Source organism: Draconibacterium sediminis, assembly GCF_000949475.1.
Classification (GTDB): Bacteria; Bacteroidota; Bacteroidia; order Bacteroidales; family Prolixibacteraceae; genus Draconibacterium; species Draconibacterium sediminis.
On the sequence record NZ_JRHC01000003.1, the window covers coordinates 17,941 to 34,432 of the forward strand.

The 16,492-nt window shown below is 42.0% G+C and carries 14 protein-coding genes; 5 read left to right on the plus strand and 9 right to left on the minus strand.

The window, feature by feature from the left end:
• Position 1 precedes the first annotated feature (1 nt).
• From LH29_RS12520 to LH29_RS12540, 5 genes are all read right to left on the minus strand, one after another.
• Positions 2-1,753, minus strand: coding sequence for an arylsulfatase (locus LH29_RS12520; protein ID WP_082063684.1), 1,752 nt, complete (start codon positions 1,751-1,753; stop codon positions 2-4).
• Between the two features lie 91 nt (positions 1,754-1,844).
• Entirely contained in the window at positions 1,845-2,537 is a 693-nt protein-coding gene (locus LH29_RS12525) for an HAD family hydrolase (RefSeq protein ID WP_045030343.1), read from the minus strand.
• A gap of 60 nt (positions 2,538-2,597) precedes the next feature.
• Positions 2,598-5,090, minus strand: a complete 2,493-nt coding sequence (locus LH29_RS12530; protein WP_045030346.1) for an endonuclease MutS2 — start codon at positions 5,088-5,090, stop codon at positions 2,598-2,600.
• A gap of 178 nt (positions 5,091-5,268) precedes the next feature.
• Positions 5,269-6,303, minus strand: coding sequence for a sialidase family protein (locus LH29_RS12535; RefSeq protein WP_045030349.1), 1,035 nt, complete (start codon positions 6,301-6,303; stop codon positions 5,269-5,271).
• Between the two features lie 104 nt (positions 6,304-6,407).
• Entirely contained in the window at positions 6,408-8,138 is a 1,731-nt protein-coding gene (locus LH29_RS12540; protein ID WP_045030983.1) for an alanine/glycine:cation symporter family protein, read from the minus strand.
• Positions 8,139-8,474: 336 nt separating this feature from the next.
• On the opposite strand from LH29_RS12540, the gene LH29_RS12545 reads away from it, so the two are divergent.
• Together LH29_RS12545 and LH29_RS12550 are read left to right on the plus strand one after the other, a co-directional pair.
• Entirely contained in the window at positions 8,475-8,729 is a 255-nt protein-coding gene (locus tag LH29_RS12545; RefSeq protein WP_045030985.1) for a hypothetical protein, read from the plus strand.
• A 46-nt stretch (positions 8,730-8,775) separates the two neighbouring features.
• A complete protein-coding gene (locus LH29_RS12550; protein WP_045030351.1) occupies positions 8,776-8,997 on the plus strand; it encodes a PspC domain-containing protein in 222 nt (73 codons plus the stop codon).
• Here the strand turns inward: LH29_RS12550 and LH29_RS12555 are convergent.
• The 4 genes from LH29_RS12555 to LH29_RS12570 all read right to left on the minus strand — a co-directional run bounded on the left by LH29_RS12555 (position 8,987) and on the right by LH29_RS12570 (position 13,489).
• A complete protein-coding gene (locus tag LH29_RS12555; RefSeq protein WP_045030353.1) occupies positions 8,987-9,694 on the minus strand; it encodes a M15 family metallopeptidase in 708 nt (235 codons plus the stop codon). The two genes, LH29_RS12550 and LH29_RS12555, sit on opposite strands and share 11 nt — an antisense overlap.
• Positions 9,695-11,830, minus strand: a complete 2,136-nt coding sequence (locus tag LH29_RS12560; protein WP_045030355.1) for a Tex family protein — start codon at positions 11,828-11,830, stop codon at positions 9,695-9,697. It abuts the gene before it with no gap.
• A 120-nt stretch (positions 11,831-11,950) separates the two neighbouring features.
• Positions 11,951-12,541: a hypothetical protein gene (locus LH29_RS12565; protein WP_045030356.1), complete on the minus strand. Its 591-nt coding sequence runs from the start codon at positions 12,539-12,541 to the stop codon at positions 11,951-11,953.
• 258 nt (positions 12,542-12,799) lie between these two features.
• On the minus strand, positions 12,800-13,489 hold the full coding sequence (locus LH29_RS12570; protein WP_045030358.1) for a hypothetical protein: 690 nt from the start codon (positions 13,487-13,489) through the stop codon (positions 12,800-12,802).
• A gap of 234 nt (positions 13,490-13,723) precedes the next feature.
• Between LH29_RS12570 and ffh the strand changes: the two genes are divergently transcribed.
• From ffh to folD, 3 genes are read left to right on the plus strand one after another with little or no spacing between them, the layout of a single operon-like run.
• Positions 13,724-15,064 carry a signal recognition particle protein gene (ffh, locus tag LH29_RS12575; RefSeq protein WP_045030360.1) on the plus strand — a complete coding sequence of 447 codons (1,341 nt, stop codon included), beginning with the start codon at positions 13,724-13,726 and terminating at the stop codon, positions 15,062-15,064.
• A gap of 49 nt (positions 15,065-15,113) precedes the next feature.
• A complete protein-coding gene (locus LH29_RS12580) occupies positions 15,114-15,494 on the plus strand; it encodes a GxxExxY protein (protein ID WP_045030362.1) in 381 nt (126 codons plus the stop codon).
• Between the two features lie 38 nt (positions 15,495-15,532).
• A complete protein-coding gene (folD, locus tag LH29_RS12585) occupies positions 15,533-16,408 on the plus strand; it encodes a bifunctional methylenetetrahydrofolate dehydrogenase/methenyltetrahydrofolate cyclohydrolase FolD (protein ID WP_045030987.1) in 876 nt (291 codons plus the stop codon).
• Positions 16,409-16,492 lie beyond the last annotated feature (84 nt).

Here is a 16,492-nt window from a genome sequence, read left to right on the forward strand (position 1 = left end):
ATTAAATTTTCCGAAGAAGAACTAATCGAAAATCCATTGCCTCGCTGCCGGGAATAAAGGTTGCCTGCATGGTTAATAATCCCTTTCCTTTTTCAAGGTAGATGTTTCCGACTTTTTTCCTCTTAAATTGTTTTACATATCCCTCTGCTCGGGGATATATATCCATATTATCCAATAACGGGGAGTTAAATGCTTCGTCGATTTTGAATTCGAGAACTGCTTCATTAAAGCTAAGTTTTATAGTTGAGCCGATTTGTTCTTCAGGGCAGGTATAAAATAATTCAACTTCATAATTTCCTGAATTTAAGACTTCTGCATCAAAAGTTATTTTGTCTTCAGTACTTGTCCAGTTAAGCAGAAATGAACTGTTTGGCCACCTGTTTGACCTTTTTATATTACCGGTAGCAATTGCATCACGCGCCGGAAGTTGGGTTTGAAATACACTTGGATGACCTATCGGAAAGGGACGATCTGCATTTATATCCAATTCGCTTGCTACATTTTTTTGCCAGTTTGTTTTTGCTATCAGTAGTTCCTGATATTCATTTGGATATTTTTCAGATACATCAAAATATTGTTCCGGATCATTTTCCATATCAAAAAGTTTGTTTTCATGATCGAGTCTGAATTTCTGAGATCTTAAACTTAATCTGCCACCCCAATAATTATAAATTATCCTATCCTTCCATTCTGTGGCATCGTCCATTAGTAAAGGTTTTAAGCTTATACCGTCAAGCGGGTTTTTTATGTCCATATTAATTCCGGCCAATTCTGCCAGCGTGGGGAGCAAATCTATTCCGCTGGCAATTTCACTGATTTCTTTTCCGGGACTAAAATTTCCTTTCCATTTCATAATAAGTGGAGAACGCACTCCACCTTCATCAGTAGATCCTTTTTTGCCTTTCATGTTACCATTCCAGCGAACACTATTTGGGCCGTTATCTGAGAGATATAGAATGATCGTATTCTCAGTCAGTTCCAGTTCTTCAAGTTTTTGAGCTATGCGACCGACATTCCAATCGATGTTTTCGCACATGGCCAAAGCAGCTTTTGTAAACAGGGTGTCTTCCTTCTCCTTATTTCGGTTAAACATTTCAAGGTTTTTGTTTTTATATTTTTCCCAGAATCTATCGGGTACCTGCATTGGCGAATGGGGTGTATTAAATGGCAAATACAACAAAAATGGTTGATCCTTATTTTCCTCTATAAAATTCAGGCCTTTCTGTGTGAAGTCATCGATGATAAAACCATTACCTGTTACAATTTCGCCATTGTGTTCTAACATTGGGCTGAAATAGTTTCCCCAATGACCGGAGCAGAAGCCATAAAAGTCATCAAAACCCCTGGAGTTTGGGTGGTAGGGGGCCTGCATGCCATTGTGCCATTTCCCATAAGCAGCGGTGGTATATCCGGCATTTTTAAATACCTCGGCCAGCGTTGTTTCATCAAGATCCATTCTTTCTCCACCGGCTCCGGTTGACCAAACACCACTGCGCACATGATACCGTCCTGTTAACAGTTCAGCCCGGGTAGGCGAGCAAACGGCACAAACGTAAAAACGGTCGAAAGTAACACCGGTTTCAGCCAGCTTATCAATGTTTGGAGTTTTTATGTTTGTATTTCCGTTACAGCTTAAGTCTCCCCAACCTTGATCGTCGGTTAATATGATTATGATGTTGGGTTTTGTTTCGTATGGTTTGTGTGAACACGATAATAATAAAAATAGAAAAAGAAGAAGTAGCAGGTTTTTCATTATTGTTGGTTTAGTTTATGGCTAAAATAACTAATATTTGGCACTAAACCGACATGCGATGAGTCTGAAGGATTATCGTTTGTTGATGCAACTATAGCAGCGTTTTTATTTCAGCCAAGTTTGATCGTTTTATCCAGTTCGGGTGCTCTTCCATTTCTTCCGCTTTTTCGTGAATCCAGGTAATATGAAAAGGAATATGAATGCCAAAACCACCGAGTTGCAGTACCGGTTCAATATCTGATTTATACGAATTTCCGATCATTAGAAAATCCTCTGGAGAAATTTCCAGGTGATTGATGAGTTTCTGGTAATCGGCAGGTTTTTTGTTGCTCATCACTTCCACATGATGAAAATATTTTTCGAGTTTTGATTTTTGCAATTTTCGTTCCTGGTCGAGCAAATCGCCTTTGGTAGCAACAATTAATTTATAGCCTTTTTGCTGCAGATATTCCAGTGTATCAACAACCCCGTCGAGTAATTCTACCGGCTGATTGATTTGTGTTTTACCCAATTCAATAATCTGCTCCAAAGTTTGCTGAGGTACTTTGTTGCCAGTGATTTTCAGTGCGGTTTCTATCATCGATAAAACAAAACCTTTGGTGCCGTAACCGTATTCTTCCAGGTTTTGTATTTCGGTGGTGTAAAGCACTTCCATGATTTCGTCCGAAGTGCTGAAATCCGATAACAAGGCACAAAACTTTTCCTCGGTTTCGCGAAAGAATGTTTCGTTTACCCAAAGGGTATCGTCGGCATCAAATGCTATTACTTTGAAGTTGCTTTTCATGATGATGTTTCTCGCAGATTTCGCTGAAAACGCAAATTTGCTTTTATCTATAAGCTTGGTTTATAACGCTAAATTCACCACGGTAATTCCGGCGCCGCCAAAGTCAACATGCTCATCTTTATAGCTGCGAACCATGGGTTCCGAACGCAAATAATCGCGGATACTTTGTTTTAAAATCCCGTGTCCTTTACCGTGAAGAATGCGTAACTGGCCAGCCTCAAACATAATTGCCTCGTCGATAAATTCGGTGATTTTGGAAATAGCTTCTTCCACGCGTTGCCCCCTTATATCAATTTCGGGTTTAAAACTCAGGCGGCGTTCCGAGAAACCTTCAGTAAGAACAGATGCCCGACCACCACGGTTTTTATCCAGCTTTTTCGCCTCGTTTTTGCTAATTCGTTCCAGGTTTTTACTTGGCATTGTTGTCATTAACTGGCCAAAAGCAACCACCGCATTTTTTTCGTTAATTTCAATTAGGTCGCCAACGGTATCCTGACCTTTTAAACGCACTTTATCGCCGGGGCGCATTTCTGCACTTTGCTCCAGCTTTTCTTTGCTTACCGGCTTTTTCGACTCGTCGGGGCGGTGTTTGTTCCGGTTGTCTTCCCTCTGGCGCAGTTGCTCCATCTTTTTAGAGATCTGCGAATCGTTCCCCGTTGTTTTACGGTCGATATCCTTTTTCAGATCGCCCAGTTTGGCGCGTGCCTCTTTTGTTTTTTCTTTGTCGGCCTGGGCCTTTTTTATTTCCTGAATGGTATTCTCAATTCGTTTATTTACACCTTTCAGCAAAGCATCGGCTTCTTCTTTGGCTTTTTTCAGAATCTCTTTTCGCTGCTTTTGTATCTCCTGCAATTCGGCCTCGTAGGTTTCCGCCGTGTCGTCGATAATCTTTTCCACCTTACGAATCTTCATTCGCTTCGTTTCCCAGTAGCGTTTGTCGCGGTTAATTTTGCGCAGGTTACGGTCGAAATCAATATGGTCTTTTCCCACTTTTTCGGTGGCATGCTCCAAAATATCTTCAGGCAATCCGATTTTTCGTGCAATCTCAAAAGCAAACGAACTGCCCGGTTTGCCAATATCCAGCTTAAACAACGGATTCATATTTTGCGAATCGTAAAGCATGGCTCCGTTTATAATCCCCTCGGCCGACGATGCAAAGTGTTTGAGGTTGGTGTAGTGCGTGGTAATTACGCCAAAAGTACCCAGTTCTGTTAGTTTCTCCAGAATCGATTCGGCAATTGCACCACCCAGCATGGGTTCGGTTCCTGTACCAAATTCATCAATCAGGATCAGCGTTTTTTCGTTACAGTTGCGCACAAAATGTTTCATGTTCATCAGGTGCGAACTGTAGGTACTCAGGTCGTTTTCCATCGATTGCTCATCGCCGATATCAATAAAAAGTTGTTCAAAAACCCCTGTTTTACTGGCTTCGTTAACCGGAATAAGCAAGCCACATTGCAACATGTATTGCAGCAAGCCGGTAGTTTTCAGGCAAACCGATTTTCCACCGGCATTTGGTCCGGAAATCAACAGGATATGTTTATCGTCGGTAAGTTTTATATCGAGCGGAACAATTTTGCGGTTTTCCTTTTGTAATGTTTTTAAAAGCAAGGGGTGAATGGCATTGTACCATTCAATTATCGGCTCCTCTTTAAATTCGGGGCGGATGGCATCAAATTCAACGGCCAGCAAAGCTTTTGCCCGAATAAAATCCATTTCGCCAAGGAAGTCGTACGAGTAAGACAGTTCTTCCAGATATGGACGAATATCGTTGGCAAAATTGGTAAGTATTTTAATGATCTCGCGGCGTTCGGCGTATTCCAGTTCGCGAATCTCATTGTTCATTTCCACGATTTCGTTGGGCTCAACATACGATGTTTTTCCGGTAGCCGATTCGTCGTAAACAATACCTTTAAGTTTGCGTTTGTTGGCTGCAGCAACAGGTATTACGGCACGTCCGTCGCGGATTGATACCGAGGCATCATCTTCCACCCAGCCATCTTTTTGAGCCTGTTTTAAAATGGCATGCAAACGTTTCGACATGTTCGACTGCATGTTCATAATACTGCGGCGGGTTTGTGCCAGCTCGGGCGATGCGTTGTCGCGGATCTTTCCAAATTTATTGATGATCACATCGATACGGTCGTAGATGTACGGAAACACCTGCACCCGCGATGTTTTTTGCTTTAGGATAGGGAAGGCTTCTTCTTCCTGTTTCGAAAAGAAGTTTACGATGGCACGTACCGATTCGAGCGAACGTTTCAGGTCAAACAATTCTTCCGGTTCGAGGAAACGGCCTTCCAACCGGATTTTTTTCAAAGCCTCGCGCAGATCGTAAAAATGTGTGGCCGGGAAACTATCGAATTCGCGAATGATTCTGCAAAACTCATTTACCTCATTCAGTTGTTGCAAAATGGTGTCGTATGACGTTTGAAAGTGCATTTCCTGCACCCATTCGTCTCCCATGGTGCTGATGCACTTGTTGGTAAGCATTTCACGAATGCGGTCGAAACCAATTTTTGCCTCGAAATTATTTGGATAAATGTTTTGCATAGCCTTTTCTTAATCAGCTGCAAAAATACAGTTTTCAAATTTCTCTCGCAAAGGCGCAATGACGCTAAGTTTCGAAACACATTAAACACATAGGACACAATAGGAGAATACAATTTGACGATTGAACAATTTGTCAGTTCAATAATTCATGTCAATCTTCCAGAACCTTACTTTTGGGCTATGATTCGCGCAAAACAACATGTTTAATTTGCCTGCGGTTGTAGGTGTACGAAATGTGAATTAATCCATCAGTTGTTTGAATAATACAAGGATAACTGAATTCTCCTTCCTGTTCATTTTCCAGATGCATGATTGTTTTCCACAATTTCCCATCGGTGGAATAATAAAGATCGAGTTTGTTTCTTCCCGCTTCCCACGAATCGCCACCTGGCAGAGGATTGTTGACCATCAATTTTGCTCCCGATTGCAGGGTAATAGCATCGATTCCCGAATTGGGATGCGGGATGGTTGTAGGCAGAACTGCTGACCATGTTTTTCCTTCGTCGTGCGACCAGCTTTCCATTACAACATTTTGGTTGCTGCGTAAAAGTGCCTGGATTTGTTGATCGGGGTAAACGAGCAAGGTTGGTTGAATAACTTTTACCGAATCGGGCGAAGGAATGGCAATTTTTGTCCAGGTTTGGCCGCCATCTTGCGATCGTTCAATGTGTGCTTTCCAAAGCACATGGCTTTCTTCGGTGCTCGACGGGCTAAGAATTACACCGGAAGACAGTTGAATCGGTTTATTCCGGATCGGGCCAAGAATTCCGTCCGGCAGTTTTTCGGGTGCCGACCAGGTTTTTCCTTCGTTAGACGAATGCATTACCATTCCCCACCAATCGTTTGGGCTGGGGCCAACTTTGTAGAAAAGATCAATTTGATTGTTTGCACTTCTGAATAAAACCGGATTCCACGTTGGGAACGACGTTGTATCAGCTTTGCCGTCGGCTACTTTTTGTGGTTTTTGCCATTGTCCGTTTTCAAAAGCAGCTGTGTAAATACTAACCTCGGGATGTCGCTCGTGCGGCCCTCCAAAAAACGATACCAAAAGTCCAGTTTTTGTTTCAATTATCGATGAAGCGTGACATTGCGCATATTGCAAAGTGTCGGAAATGTAGCTTTCGGAAACAAGTGTAAAGTTTATGCTTTTCTTTTGGTGGCAACCAGTAATTATTAGAAAAAGAAAGCTTAGCAACAGGATTAATTTTTTCATAAATCAAATGTCGTAATTTTCTTTTTATTGAAAAAAGGATGTCATCTCTTTGAATAGATAACATCCTTTTCTGTTAGTAAAATTGAGGTCGTTTTTTCTAAACACTATCCTTTCGGTACTTTCTCGTCCGGGAAGCGTTTGCCATATTCCACCCAGAATAGTTTTACCTCGCTTTTCATTTCTTTTGAAAGCGAAAGGATACCGATAAGGTTAGGAATGGTCATTAAGGCGATGGTAATTCCCGATAAGGTCCAGATGATTGTGGTGTCGGTAAACGAAGCCAAAAAGAAGCCGATTACATAAACCACACGGTACCAAACTTCGGCTTTAACACCAAACAAATAGGTAACTGCACGTCCCCCGTAATACGACCAACTGATGGCGGTAGAGAAAGCAAACATCAACAGGCCGATTGAAACAATGTATTTCCCGTAATCGCCAAACCAACTTTTGGTAAAGGCAATGGTGGTAAGTGGTGCACTGTGCATTAACGATTTTCCTTCCAGTGCCAAATCTTTTGGATTGGGGCTTTCGGGGCTTCTGTCAATTTTTCCGTCGGTAACTTTTATTTGGCCCGAATAAGGCTGGTTACCCAATAAAACACGAATTTCTTCGGCTACTGAACGGGCATGCAAAATTGTTGGCTGGTCGATAATTTCACCGTTTTGTACCTCGAGAACATTGTTGAACATGGTCAAATCTGCTTTTCCAACCAGGTAGTTGTGTAACTGGTCAACATCGTTCTGATCAGCTTCCGAATACGTTCCGTCGAGCACCACAATATCGGTTTCCTGAAAAAGGTTCTGGTGTTTTTCGGTCCAAACTCCCGACGATAACAATACAAGCCCGGTTAGAGTACAAATAATAATGGTATCGATAAATGGCTCGAGTAATGCAACCAAACCTTCAGAAACCGGCTCGTGGGCACGGGCAGCGGCGTGGGCAATTGGCGCCGATCCTTGTCCTGCCTCGTTCGAGAACAATCCACGGTTTACTCCACGGTTAAAAGCAAAAGCAATGCTTCCACCCAAAAATCCGCCAACAGCAGCCGAACCACTAAAAACATCGCCAAAAATAGCCGCAATCGATGGTATAATATTGTCGTAATTATAAGTGATAACGGCCAGTGCACCTATAAAATAAACAATGGCCATAAGCGGTACCAGTTTCGAGGTAACATTGGCAATACGTTTAATTCCACCAACAATCACCAGCCCGAGCAATACGGCCAAAATACCGCCACTTACCATGTGGTTGATACCAAATGTTTCGAACAGCGAGTTGGAGATACTGTTAATTTGCGGCAGGTTTCCGGTACCAAACGATGAAAGAATGGTTGCAACTGCAAAAAGTCCTCCGAGCAAAGTACCCGTTTTTAAAATTTTATTGTTTTTTAAGGGAATGTTCAGTCGTTTTTTCATGAAATACATCGGACCTCCGGCAATTGTTCCGTCGGCAGCTTTTTCGCGGTATTTATGCGAAAGGGTAACTTCCACAAACTTGGTGGTCATACCCAGTGCTGCTGTTACCAACATCCAGAAAAGTGCTGCCGGCCCACCCAGGTGAATGGCCAGCGCCACTCCCGCAATGTTTCCGGTTCCCACTGTTCCCGACAAGGCTGTTGTTAAGGCCTGAAAGTGCGAAGTGTCGCCTACGTCGCCTTCTTTGTCGAATTTCCCTCTTACAATTCGCAGCGAATGTTTCAGGTAACGAAACTGTGGAAATTTCAGATAAATGGTAAAAAAGATACCCGTTCCGAGTAATAGAAATACAAACCATTCCGAGCCTCCAATATGGCCGTCGATGGTAGAAAGAATCTCATTGAGTTTGTTCATTATTTGCAGTTTTTTTATACGTTGAATTGTTAATTCAAAAAGGTAACTTTTGAAACCCGCATAGCCCAATTCTTTTCGTCGGATTGAAGGTATTGTCGTATGCTCGTTTCAAAAATCGAGCTAAAAATAGTAATCCTGTTCAATTTGCTAAAAAATGAGGGTTTTTATTTTTAAAATGTTATTAAATCCTGAGAAAGGTCATCTTTTGTGGTGGCTTGTTTGGCGGAGTACGCCAGATCATGTTTTTAAGCCTGCTTTTCAAATTCTTTTAAACATTATCGAAACCCATTGGATTTTGTCGTAATTTCGCGTAAACAACATAAAAAACAATTAATCATGTTACCAAAGTTTTTATTAGCCGACAATTCGCAGGAGACTCCTGATACTATTTTTGTGGTTCACACCGAAACACCGCGTTTTATTATTGAAGCAGATATTGATGATTTCTGGAACAACCAGGAAATTCACTGGATTGACGGAGAGCCCGGAGATGAAAAATTTATTACAGAATTGGTTGAGGCAGCCGAAGAATTTTTGGAAAAAGAATTTGAAAACGAAGAACTTCTGGCAGAAGACGAAGACGAGGAGTAGTTGTTAACGCGCTGATTTTATTCAGCAAAAGATACACGGAATAGCAATGGCAGCAGATCGTTTATATCGTTCGCGTAACCGGGTACTTGGAGGTGTTTTGGCAGGTTTTGCCGAATACTTTTCGGTGGATGTGGTTTTAATACGAGTAATTTATGTGCTGCTATCGCTTTTCTCTGCCGGATTTCCCGGCTTGCTGGTGTATATTATTTTCTGGGTTGTAACACCTGAAAAACCTTTCCATCCGTATAATTCCGACACTAATTCGTAAGCTCTTCAAACGAAAGATCCATTAAAGGAAAATCTTCCCAGCCCTTAAAATCAAAATGCCACCATTCAGAACTAATCACTGAAAATCCAAAATGAGACATAACACCAATTAAAATGGTGCGGTTTTGCAGGGCTGCTTCCGGAAGATCGGTATAATCTGAGTGGGCTTTTTCCGAGAAATCATCAAAGGCAGTAGGCATTTCAAGTTCTTGCTTTGTAGTTAAATTCACCAACGAAACATCAACAGCACAACCCCGGTTATGACGGGAGCCGGTTTTTGGGCTGGCAACAAAATCAGGATCGGGATACACCTCATAAAACTTAAGCGTTGCGGCATACGGACGATAAGCATCGTAAATTTTTAAGCCAAGATTAAGGAATGCCAGCGAATCCTGCACCAATTTTAAAGCCGCCGCCACCGGTTTTCGGGCATAGGCTTTTGGCGATTGGTAAATTACTTCTTTCGTAAAATTATTGTTGGTGGCGTAACGAATATCGAGAACCACATTATTTAGCTCCTTTTCCAGGTCAACCAATTCCAAGTGCGGGTTTTCTGCAACCTGAGATTTGTATTTTTCCACTGAATTTACAATTGGCAGATTATGCGGATTCCGTTTCTCTGAAGTGCTTTTTGTTACACACGAAAACAGAAAGGCACTCAAGAAAAGGAGCGTAAATATTTTGGTTGTTCTCATCATTTATTCCTGTTCAACTCCTTTTAATGACAATTGAATGCGTTTGCGTGGGATGTCCAATTCTTTCACCCGCACTTTTATGTGTTGGTGCAATTTTACAATTTCGTTGGGATCGGAAATAAAACGATCGGCCATTTCCGAAACATGTATCAGTCCCGACTCTTTAATACCCACATCAACAAAAGCTCCAAACTTGGTAATGTTGTTTACAATTCCGGGCAACACCATACCAACCTGCAAATCGGTGATGTTGAAAATACCATCGGCAAATTCAAAAACCTTGATTGGTTTTCGCGGGTCGCGGCCCGGTTTCAGCAACTCGTTTTTTATGTCGGTCAGGGTAGGGAGGCCTACTTCAGCAGTCACATAATTTTTGAAATCAATTTTCGAGATCAGCTCTTCATTTCTGATCAGGTCTTTTACTTCGCATTTCAGGTCCTTGGCAATTTTCGATACGATTTTGTACGATTCCGGATGCACACCTGAATTATCCAACGGATTTTTGGCATCGGGAATTCGCAGGAATCCGGCAGCCTGTTCAAAGGCTTTTGGCCCCATACGTGGCACTTTCTTTAGTGCGTCGCGCGATTCGAACATGCCGTTCTCTTTTCGATACGTGGTAATGTTTTCAGCCAACTGCGGACCAAGACCCGAAATGTAGGTTAGCAGGTGTTTGCTGGCGGTATTTAAATTTACGCCAACAGAATTTACACTCACTTCAACAACCGAATCCAGGCTGCTCTTCAGATTTTTCTGATCAACATCGTGCTGGTATTGCCCAACGCCAATACTTTTCGGGTCGATTTTTACCAGCTCGGCCAGCGGATCCATCAAGCGGCGGCCAATGGAGATGGCCCCACGCACGGTAACATCATATTGCGGAAATTCCTGTCGGGCCACCGATGAGGCCGAATAAACCGAAGCGCCATCTTCGCTCACCACGTAAACACGCACCTCGCGGTTGTAACGTAACTTTTTTATAAAAGCTTCAGTTTCGCGGCTGGCCGTTCCGTTTCCAATGGCAATGGCATCAATCTGGTAAATTTCTACCATCGAGGAAATTTTTTTGGCCGCCATCTTTTTTTCTTCCTGTGGTTTGTGCGGGTAAATATTTTCGTTGTGCAGCAGGTTTCCCTGTTCATCCAAACAAACTACCTTACAACCAGTACGGTAACCCGGATCGATGGCCAGTGTTCGTTTTTGGCCCAGCGGAGGTGCCAGCAGCAACTGTTTCAGGTTTTCGGTAAAAACGTTTATGGCTTCAGTATCAGCTTTTTCTTTCGATAATTTGGCAAATTCCGTTTCAATCGATGGCTGGATGAGGCGTTTCAAACTATCTTTTACGGCAAGTGCTACCTGTTCCGCACTGTCGTTGTTTCCTTTTACAAAAAATCGTTCGAGGTTTTCCAGCACCCGCTCTTCATTTGGCGAAATGGAAACACGCAGGAATCCTTCGTTTTCCCCCCTGCGCATGGCCAGTAACCGGTGCGATGGACATTTTTTCAGCGGTTCGCTCCAATCAAAATAGTCGCGGTATTTGGCGGCCTCTTCTTCTTTTCCTTTAATTATTTTTGAGGTGATGTAAGCGCCCAGATCAAAACCTTTACGCACGATATTCCGGGCACGTTCGTTTTCGCTTACCCATTCGGCAATTATATCGCGGGCACCCGAAAGAGCGTCTTCTACTGATGGTACTTCGTCGTTTAAAAACTGGTTGGCCCGGTATTCAGGATCGCGTTCCAGCTGTTTCATTATAATTTTGGCCAGTGGTTCCAATCCTTTTTCGCGTGCGATGGTAGCTTTTGTGCGGCGTTTCGGTTTATAGGGCAGGTAAATGTCCTCCAGTTCAACCGAATCAAAACAATCTTCAATTCGCGATTTCAAATCGGGCGTTAGCTGCCCCTGTTCATCAATGGTTTTCAGAATGGTTTCCTTGCGTTTGGCAAGTTCTGCATACTTATCGTTTTGCTCTTTAATTTGAAGCACCTGCACTTCGTCGAGACTGCCGGTACGTTCTTTTCGGTAGCGCGAAATAAACGGAACGGTGGCGCCTTCATTCAGTAAATTTATGGTGTTTAAAACCTGGGTGGTGTTCAGCCCCAGATTGCGGGCAATAAGATCTATGGTTTTGTTTTGCATATTTCGTTTTCTTGAATCGCAAAGGTAGACAAGGAACTTTTCATTTCAAAAGAAGATGACAAAACAAAAAAACCACCCGGGGCTTTCCGAGTGGTTTGCAGTTAACTACGAAAATTTACGCTATTTCCGTAAAGTAAAAATATGGTCTTTAAAATCGTCGGTAACTACAACGCGGTATTCGCCGCTCGTTAAGTTCGATATGTCGTAGCTTTTATGAATCGTTAATTTTTTACCCAGGTTATACCCATAAACATGTTCTCCGTTTTTATAAATGTTCAGGAAAACACCTTTTTGTGCCGTATTTAGAAAGGAAACATTCAGTTGACCGTTATCCAGTTTCATATACGGTTCATATAAATGTTGTACATTTTCGGTGGTAATTTTACTGTCCGAAACCATTATTTTGTTATTCAGACTTTGGTTGCCGTAATTGATACAAATGCAGTAGGTGCCGTTACCCAATGCTGAAAAATCAAGATTTTCGTTGTAACTGGCCAGTTTTTTTGTGGTTTTGTGAAAGAAGACCACTGCGTTGTTTTCATTCGTGACTGTAATCTCGAAAGTTTTGGGAACGTTGGAGTTGAATGCCAGTAAGGCAGCTTCATTTCCGTTTTGCGAAATCTCCATTTTCGGAAGGTCGGTGGCGCCTGCATATAACGCTGCTACAGAGAATAATACAAACATTTTTAAGAATAAGAACCTTGTTTTCATGTTGCGTTTTTTGGATTATTGATTGCAAAAATAAATAAAGACCTAAGAGTCTTTAATGCAATTTACGACGATTATGTCTTAAATACAATGGTTGGCGAAATATTATTTAGGTGAAAACCAGATTGTTAGGGTGGAATAAGGGCTGGTTTTAAGATGTTGCCGACACAAATGTTTAAAAAGCAGGAAAGCGATGAAAATAAAAAACCGCTCTGCACAGGATATACAGAGCGGTTTCATGTTAAATTACTGGTTACTAATCTAGAAACTCAAACCAACGGTAAAATTGGTACACGGAAGCTTCGATTTTTTTTCGGATCCAAGGTTATCCGAAAACTCCGCATCTACGAATTGTTGCAGATATACCCCCGGATAATCATCGCTTTCCAGTTCTGAGCTGATGGTGTTAAATTCCACACCAAGCATCAATTTTCCGTAACGAATGTTTAAACCGGTTGAAAATCCAAAATCAACTGTACCCAGAAAAAAGTCCTCGGCATCGTCAATCATATCTGAATAATAGATTACCGCTCCTGTTGCCCATGCACAATCAAGTTTTGTATAAACATCAAATTCCAGTTTATCCACCGGACTGTAAGTAAAAGACGGCCCAATTTTCGACCCGGCACGAAGAACACCGAGGCTACCGCCATTCACATCATCTTCATTTTCGAAATTATGGAAAACGGTATATAGGTAGTCTACATTAATACCTAGCGCCATATCGTTGCGATTTATAACGCGTTTAAGCAAAAATATCGATCCCAACTCAAAATTGGCTCCTGCCTTTGATGTAATACCCAGGTCGTTCCAGTCCTGTTCCTCCAATCCGAATTGTTTCCACGAAGGACTCGAATACCCGAAACGGAAATAGAATTGATTGTCGAGGTTTTGCCCGAAGCTTATAATGGACACAAGAATAAATAATACAGTGAAAGTTGCTTTTTTCATGTTCGTTGTAAATTTTAATATATGGTTAAACTTAAAAGCGTATTTGTTCTGAAATAATAGTTTGCGTTTACAAGTTATGATAATCTGAGTTAATATGAAAATAGAAATTTGCCCCGCAGTTTTGTGCCCGTTTTTTAGAAATCAAAAATGCTTTTTCTTTTTGCTTCTATTTCCTTTCATCTTTTGTGTTGTTTTTGCTATTTTTGCACCTCATTTTCAAAAAGAAGTAAAAGCATGTTTGATAATTTAAGCGACAGGCTGGAGAAGTCCTTCAAACTACTGAAAGGGCAGGGGAAAATTACCGAGATCAATGTGGCGGAAACGCTAAAAGATATTCGTCGTGCCTTATTGGATGCCGACGTTAACTTTAAAATTGCCAAAAAATTTACCGACGACGTAAAAGTCAAAGCTTTGGGGCAGGATGTTTTGTCTGCCGTAAAACCAGGGCAGATGATGGTGAAGATCGTAAAAGACGAGCTGGCAGAATTGATGGGAGGTACTTTTGCCGATATCAAGCTTGAGAATAAACCGGCAGTAATTCTGATGTCGGGTTTACAAGGTTCGGGAAAAACAACTTTCTCCGGAAAGCTGGCAAATATGCTGAAAAGCAAAAAAGGCCGTCATCCGCTGCTGGTGGCATGCGACGTTTATCGTCCGGCTGCAATCGATCAGTTGAAAGTTTTGGGCGAGCAGATAAAGGTTCCGGTTTATACCGAAGAAGGAAACTTGGATCCGGTGAAAATTGCCAAAGCAGCAATTCAACATGCAAAAGCAAATGGCAACGACGTGGTGATTGTAGATACCGCCGGTCGTTTGGCAGTAGACGAGCAGATGATGAACGAGATTTCTGCAGTGAAGAAAGCAATCAATCCGGATGAAATTCTGTTTGTTGTTGACTCGATGACTGGTCAGGATGCCGTAAACACAGCAAAAGAGTTTAACGACCGTCTCGATTTCGACGGTGTTGTTCTTACCAAACTCGATGGTGATACCCGCGGTGGTGCGGCGTTATCAATTCGTGCGGTGGTTGAGAAGCCAATTAAGTTTGTGGGTACCGGCGAAAAAGTTGATGCACTCGACGTTTTCCACCCCGATCGTATGGCTGACCGTATTTTGGGAATGGGTGATATTGTTTCGCTGGTTGAAAAAGCCCAGGAACAATTTGATGAAGAAGAAGCAAAACGCCTGCAGAAAAAACTGCAGAAAAATACATTTGATTTTAACGATTTCCTGAAACAGATTAGCCAGATTAAAAAGATGGGTAACCTGAAAGATGTGATGGGAATGATTCCGGGCATGGGAAAAGCGTTAAAAGGGATGGATATTGACGATGATGCATTTAAGCACATCGAAGCAATTATTTACTCGATGACACCGGCTGAGCGGGAAAATCCATCGCTGATTAACGGAGGCCGCAGAAAACGTATTGCCAACGGTTCGGGAACCGATATCCAGGAAGTAAACCGTTTGTTGAAACAGTTTAGCGAAACACGTAAAATGATGCGTATGGTGTCGCAGGGGAAAAACGTTCAGCGTATGATGAGCGGCATGCAGGGACAGGGACGGAAGTTCTAGAAAACCCCTCGCAAAGGCGCAGAGTCGCAAAGAAAAACAAGAACAAGGGATGACAGAAAATGAAATTTCAAAGATAATTGTCAACACTTGTTATGAGATACATGTTGAACTTGGACCAGGATTACTTGAGTCGGTTTATGAAGAGATTTTATACCTTGAGCTAAAAAGCCAGGGATTAAAAGTCGAAAGACAAAAACCAGTGCAAGTTGTCTGGAAGGACCAAATTGTTGGAGAAGGTTTTCGATCAGATTTGATTGTTGAGAATAGGGTTATTGTCGAATTGAAATCGGTCGAAGCTGTTGCTCCTGTTCATAAGAAACAGTTACTGACCTATCTCAAGCTAACTGATCTAAAACTTGGTCTCTTAATTAACTTTAATGAGACGCTGATAAAAAACGGAATAACACGAATTGTAAACAAACTTTTATAAACTTGGCGTTTTTGCGCCTTTGCGAGAAATTAAACAACATGAATTTGATCGACGGAAATAAAGTTGCTGCTGAAATCAAGCAGGAAATAGCAGAAGAGGTTAAACAAATAATCGACAACGGAGGAAAACAACCTCATTTGGCAGCTATTTTGGTTGGTCATGATGGTGGTAGCGAAACCTATGTTGCTTACAAAATTAAAGACTGTGAGGCGGTAGGTTTTAAGTCTTCGCTGATTCGTTATGAAGACGATGTTACCGAAGAAGAATTGCTTGCCAAGGTTGAGGAATTGAATAATGACGACGATTTGGACGGTTTTATTGTTCAGTTGCCACTGCCAAAACATATTTCGGAGCAAAAAGTAATTGAAGCAATCGATCCGAGAAAAGATGTTGACGGATTTCACCCGATAAACGTTGGACGTATGGTAATTGGTCTGCCGTCGTTTGTATCAGCAACTCCATACGGAATTGTTGAATTGCTGAAACGTTACAACATCGAAACCAGCGGTAAAAACTGTGTGGTTTTAGGCCGTAGTAATATTGTTGGCCGACCGATGAGCGTGTTGATGTCGCAGAAAGCGATTAACGCCACAGTAACAGTTGCACACAGCCGCACTGCCAACCTTAAAGAGGTTTGTGCCAATGCCGACATTTTAATCGTAGCAATGGGAGTTCCTGAGTTTGTAACCGCTGATATGGTTAAAGAAGGAGCTGTTGTTATCGACGTGGGAACTACACGTGTAAAATCAGATAAAACAAAATCGGGATGGAAACTGAAAGGCGATGTTTTGTATGATGAGGTAGCTCCAAAATGTTCGTACATCACTCCGGTTCCGGGTGGAGTAGGACCGATGACACGTACCTCGTTGTTGTTAAATACCTTGCTGTCGGCAAAAAAAGAGATCTATAAATAAAACGATATACTTCTATTGAAAGGGGACATTGATGTGTCCCCTTTTTTTATGCTGTTTACCAAACGGTTAGATTTGGAAATTTGT

What these genes read in the sequence shown, in the direction of transcription:
- ffh (WP_045030360.1), top strand. Translation starts at nt 13,724, where the DNA reads ATGTTTGATAATTTAAGCGACAGGCTGGAGAAGTCCTTCAAACTACTG.
- LH29_RS12570 (WP_045030358.1), bottom strand. Translation starts at nt 13,489, where the DNA reads ATGAAAAAAGCAACTTTCACTGTATTATTTATTCTTGTGTCCATTATA.
- LH29_RS12540 (WP_045030983.1), bottom strand. Translation starts at nt 8,138, where the DNA reads ATGAACAAACTCAATGAGATTCTTTCTACCATCGACGGCCATATTGGA.
- LH29_RS12520 (WP_082063684.1), bottom strand. Translation starts at nt 1,753, where the DNA reads ATGAAAAACCTGCTACTTCTTCTTTTTCTATTTTTATTATTATCGTGT.
- folD (WP_045030987.1), top strand. Translation starts at nt 15,533, where the DNA reads ATGAATTTGATCGACGGAAATAAAGTTGCTGCTGAAATCAAGCAGGAA.
- LH29_RS12525 (WP_045030343.1), bottom strand. Translation starts at nt 2,537, where the DNA reads ATGAAAAGCAACTTCAAAGTAATAGCATTTGATGCCGACGATACCCTT.
- LH29_RS12550 (WP_045030351.1), top strand. Translation starts at nt 8,776, where the DNA reads ATGGCAGCAGATCGTTTATATCGTTCGCGTAACCGGGTACTTGGAGGT.
- LH29_RS12560 (WP_045030355.1), bottom strand. Translation starts at nt 11,830, where the DNA reads ATGCAAAACAAAACCATAGATCTTATTGCCCGCAATCTGGGGCTGAAC.
- LH29_RS12565 (WP_045030356.1), bottom strand. Translation starts at nt 12,541, where the DNA reads ATGAAAACAAGGTTCTTATTCTTAAAAATGTTTGTATTATTCTCTGTA.
- LH29_RS12580 (WP_045030362.1), top strand. Translation starts at nt 15,114, where the DNA reads ATGACAGAAAATGAAATTTCAAAGATAATTGTCAACACTTGTTATGAG.
- LH29_RS12545 (WP_045030985.1), top strand. Translation starts at nt 8,475, where the DNA reads ATGTTACCAAAGTTTTTATTAGCCGACAATTCGCAGGAGACTCCTGAT.
- LH29_RS12530 (WP_045030346.1), bottom strand. Translation starts at nt 5,090, where the DNA reads ATGCAAAACATTTATCCAAATAATTTCGAGGCAAAAATTGGTTTCGAC.
- LH29_RS12555 (WP_045030353.1), bottom strand. Translation starts at nt 9,694, where the DNA reads ATGATGAGAACAACCAAAATATTTACGCTCCTTTTCTTGAGTGCCTTT.
- LH29_RS12535 (WP_045030349.1), bottom strand. Translation starts at nt 6,303, where the DNA reads ATGAAAAAATTAATCCTGTTGCTAAGCTTTCTTTTTCTAATAATTACT.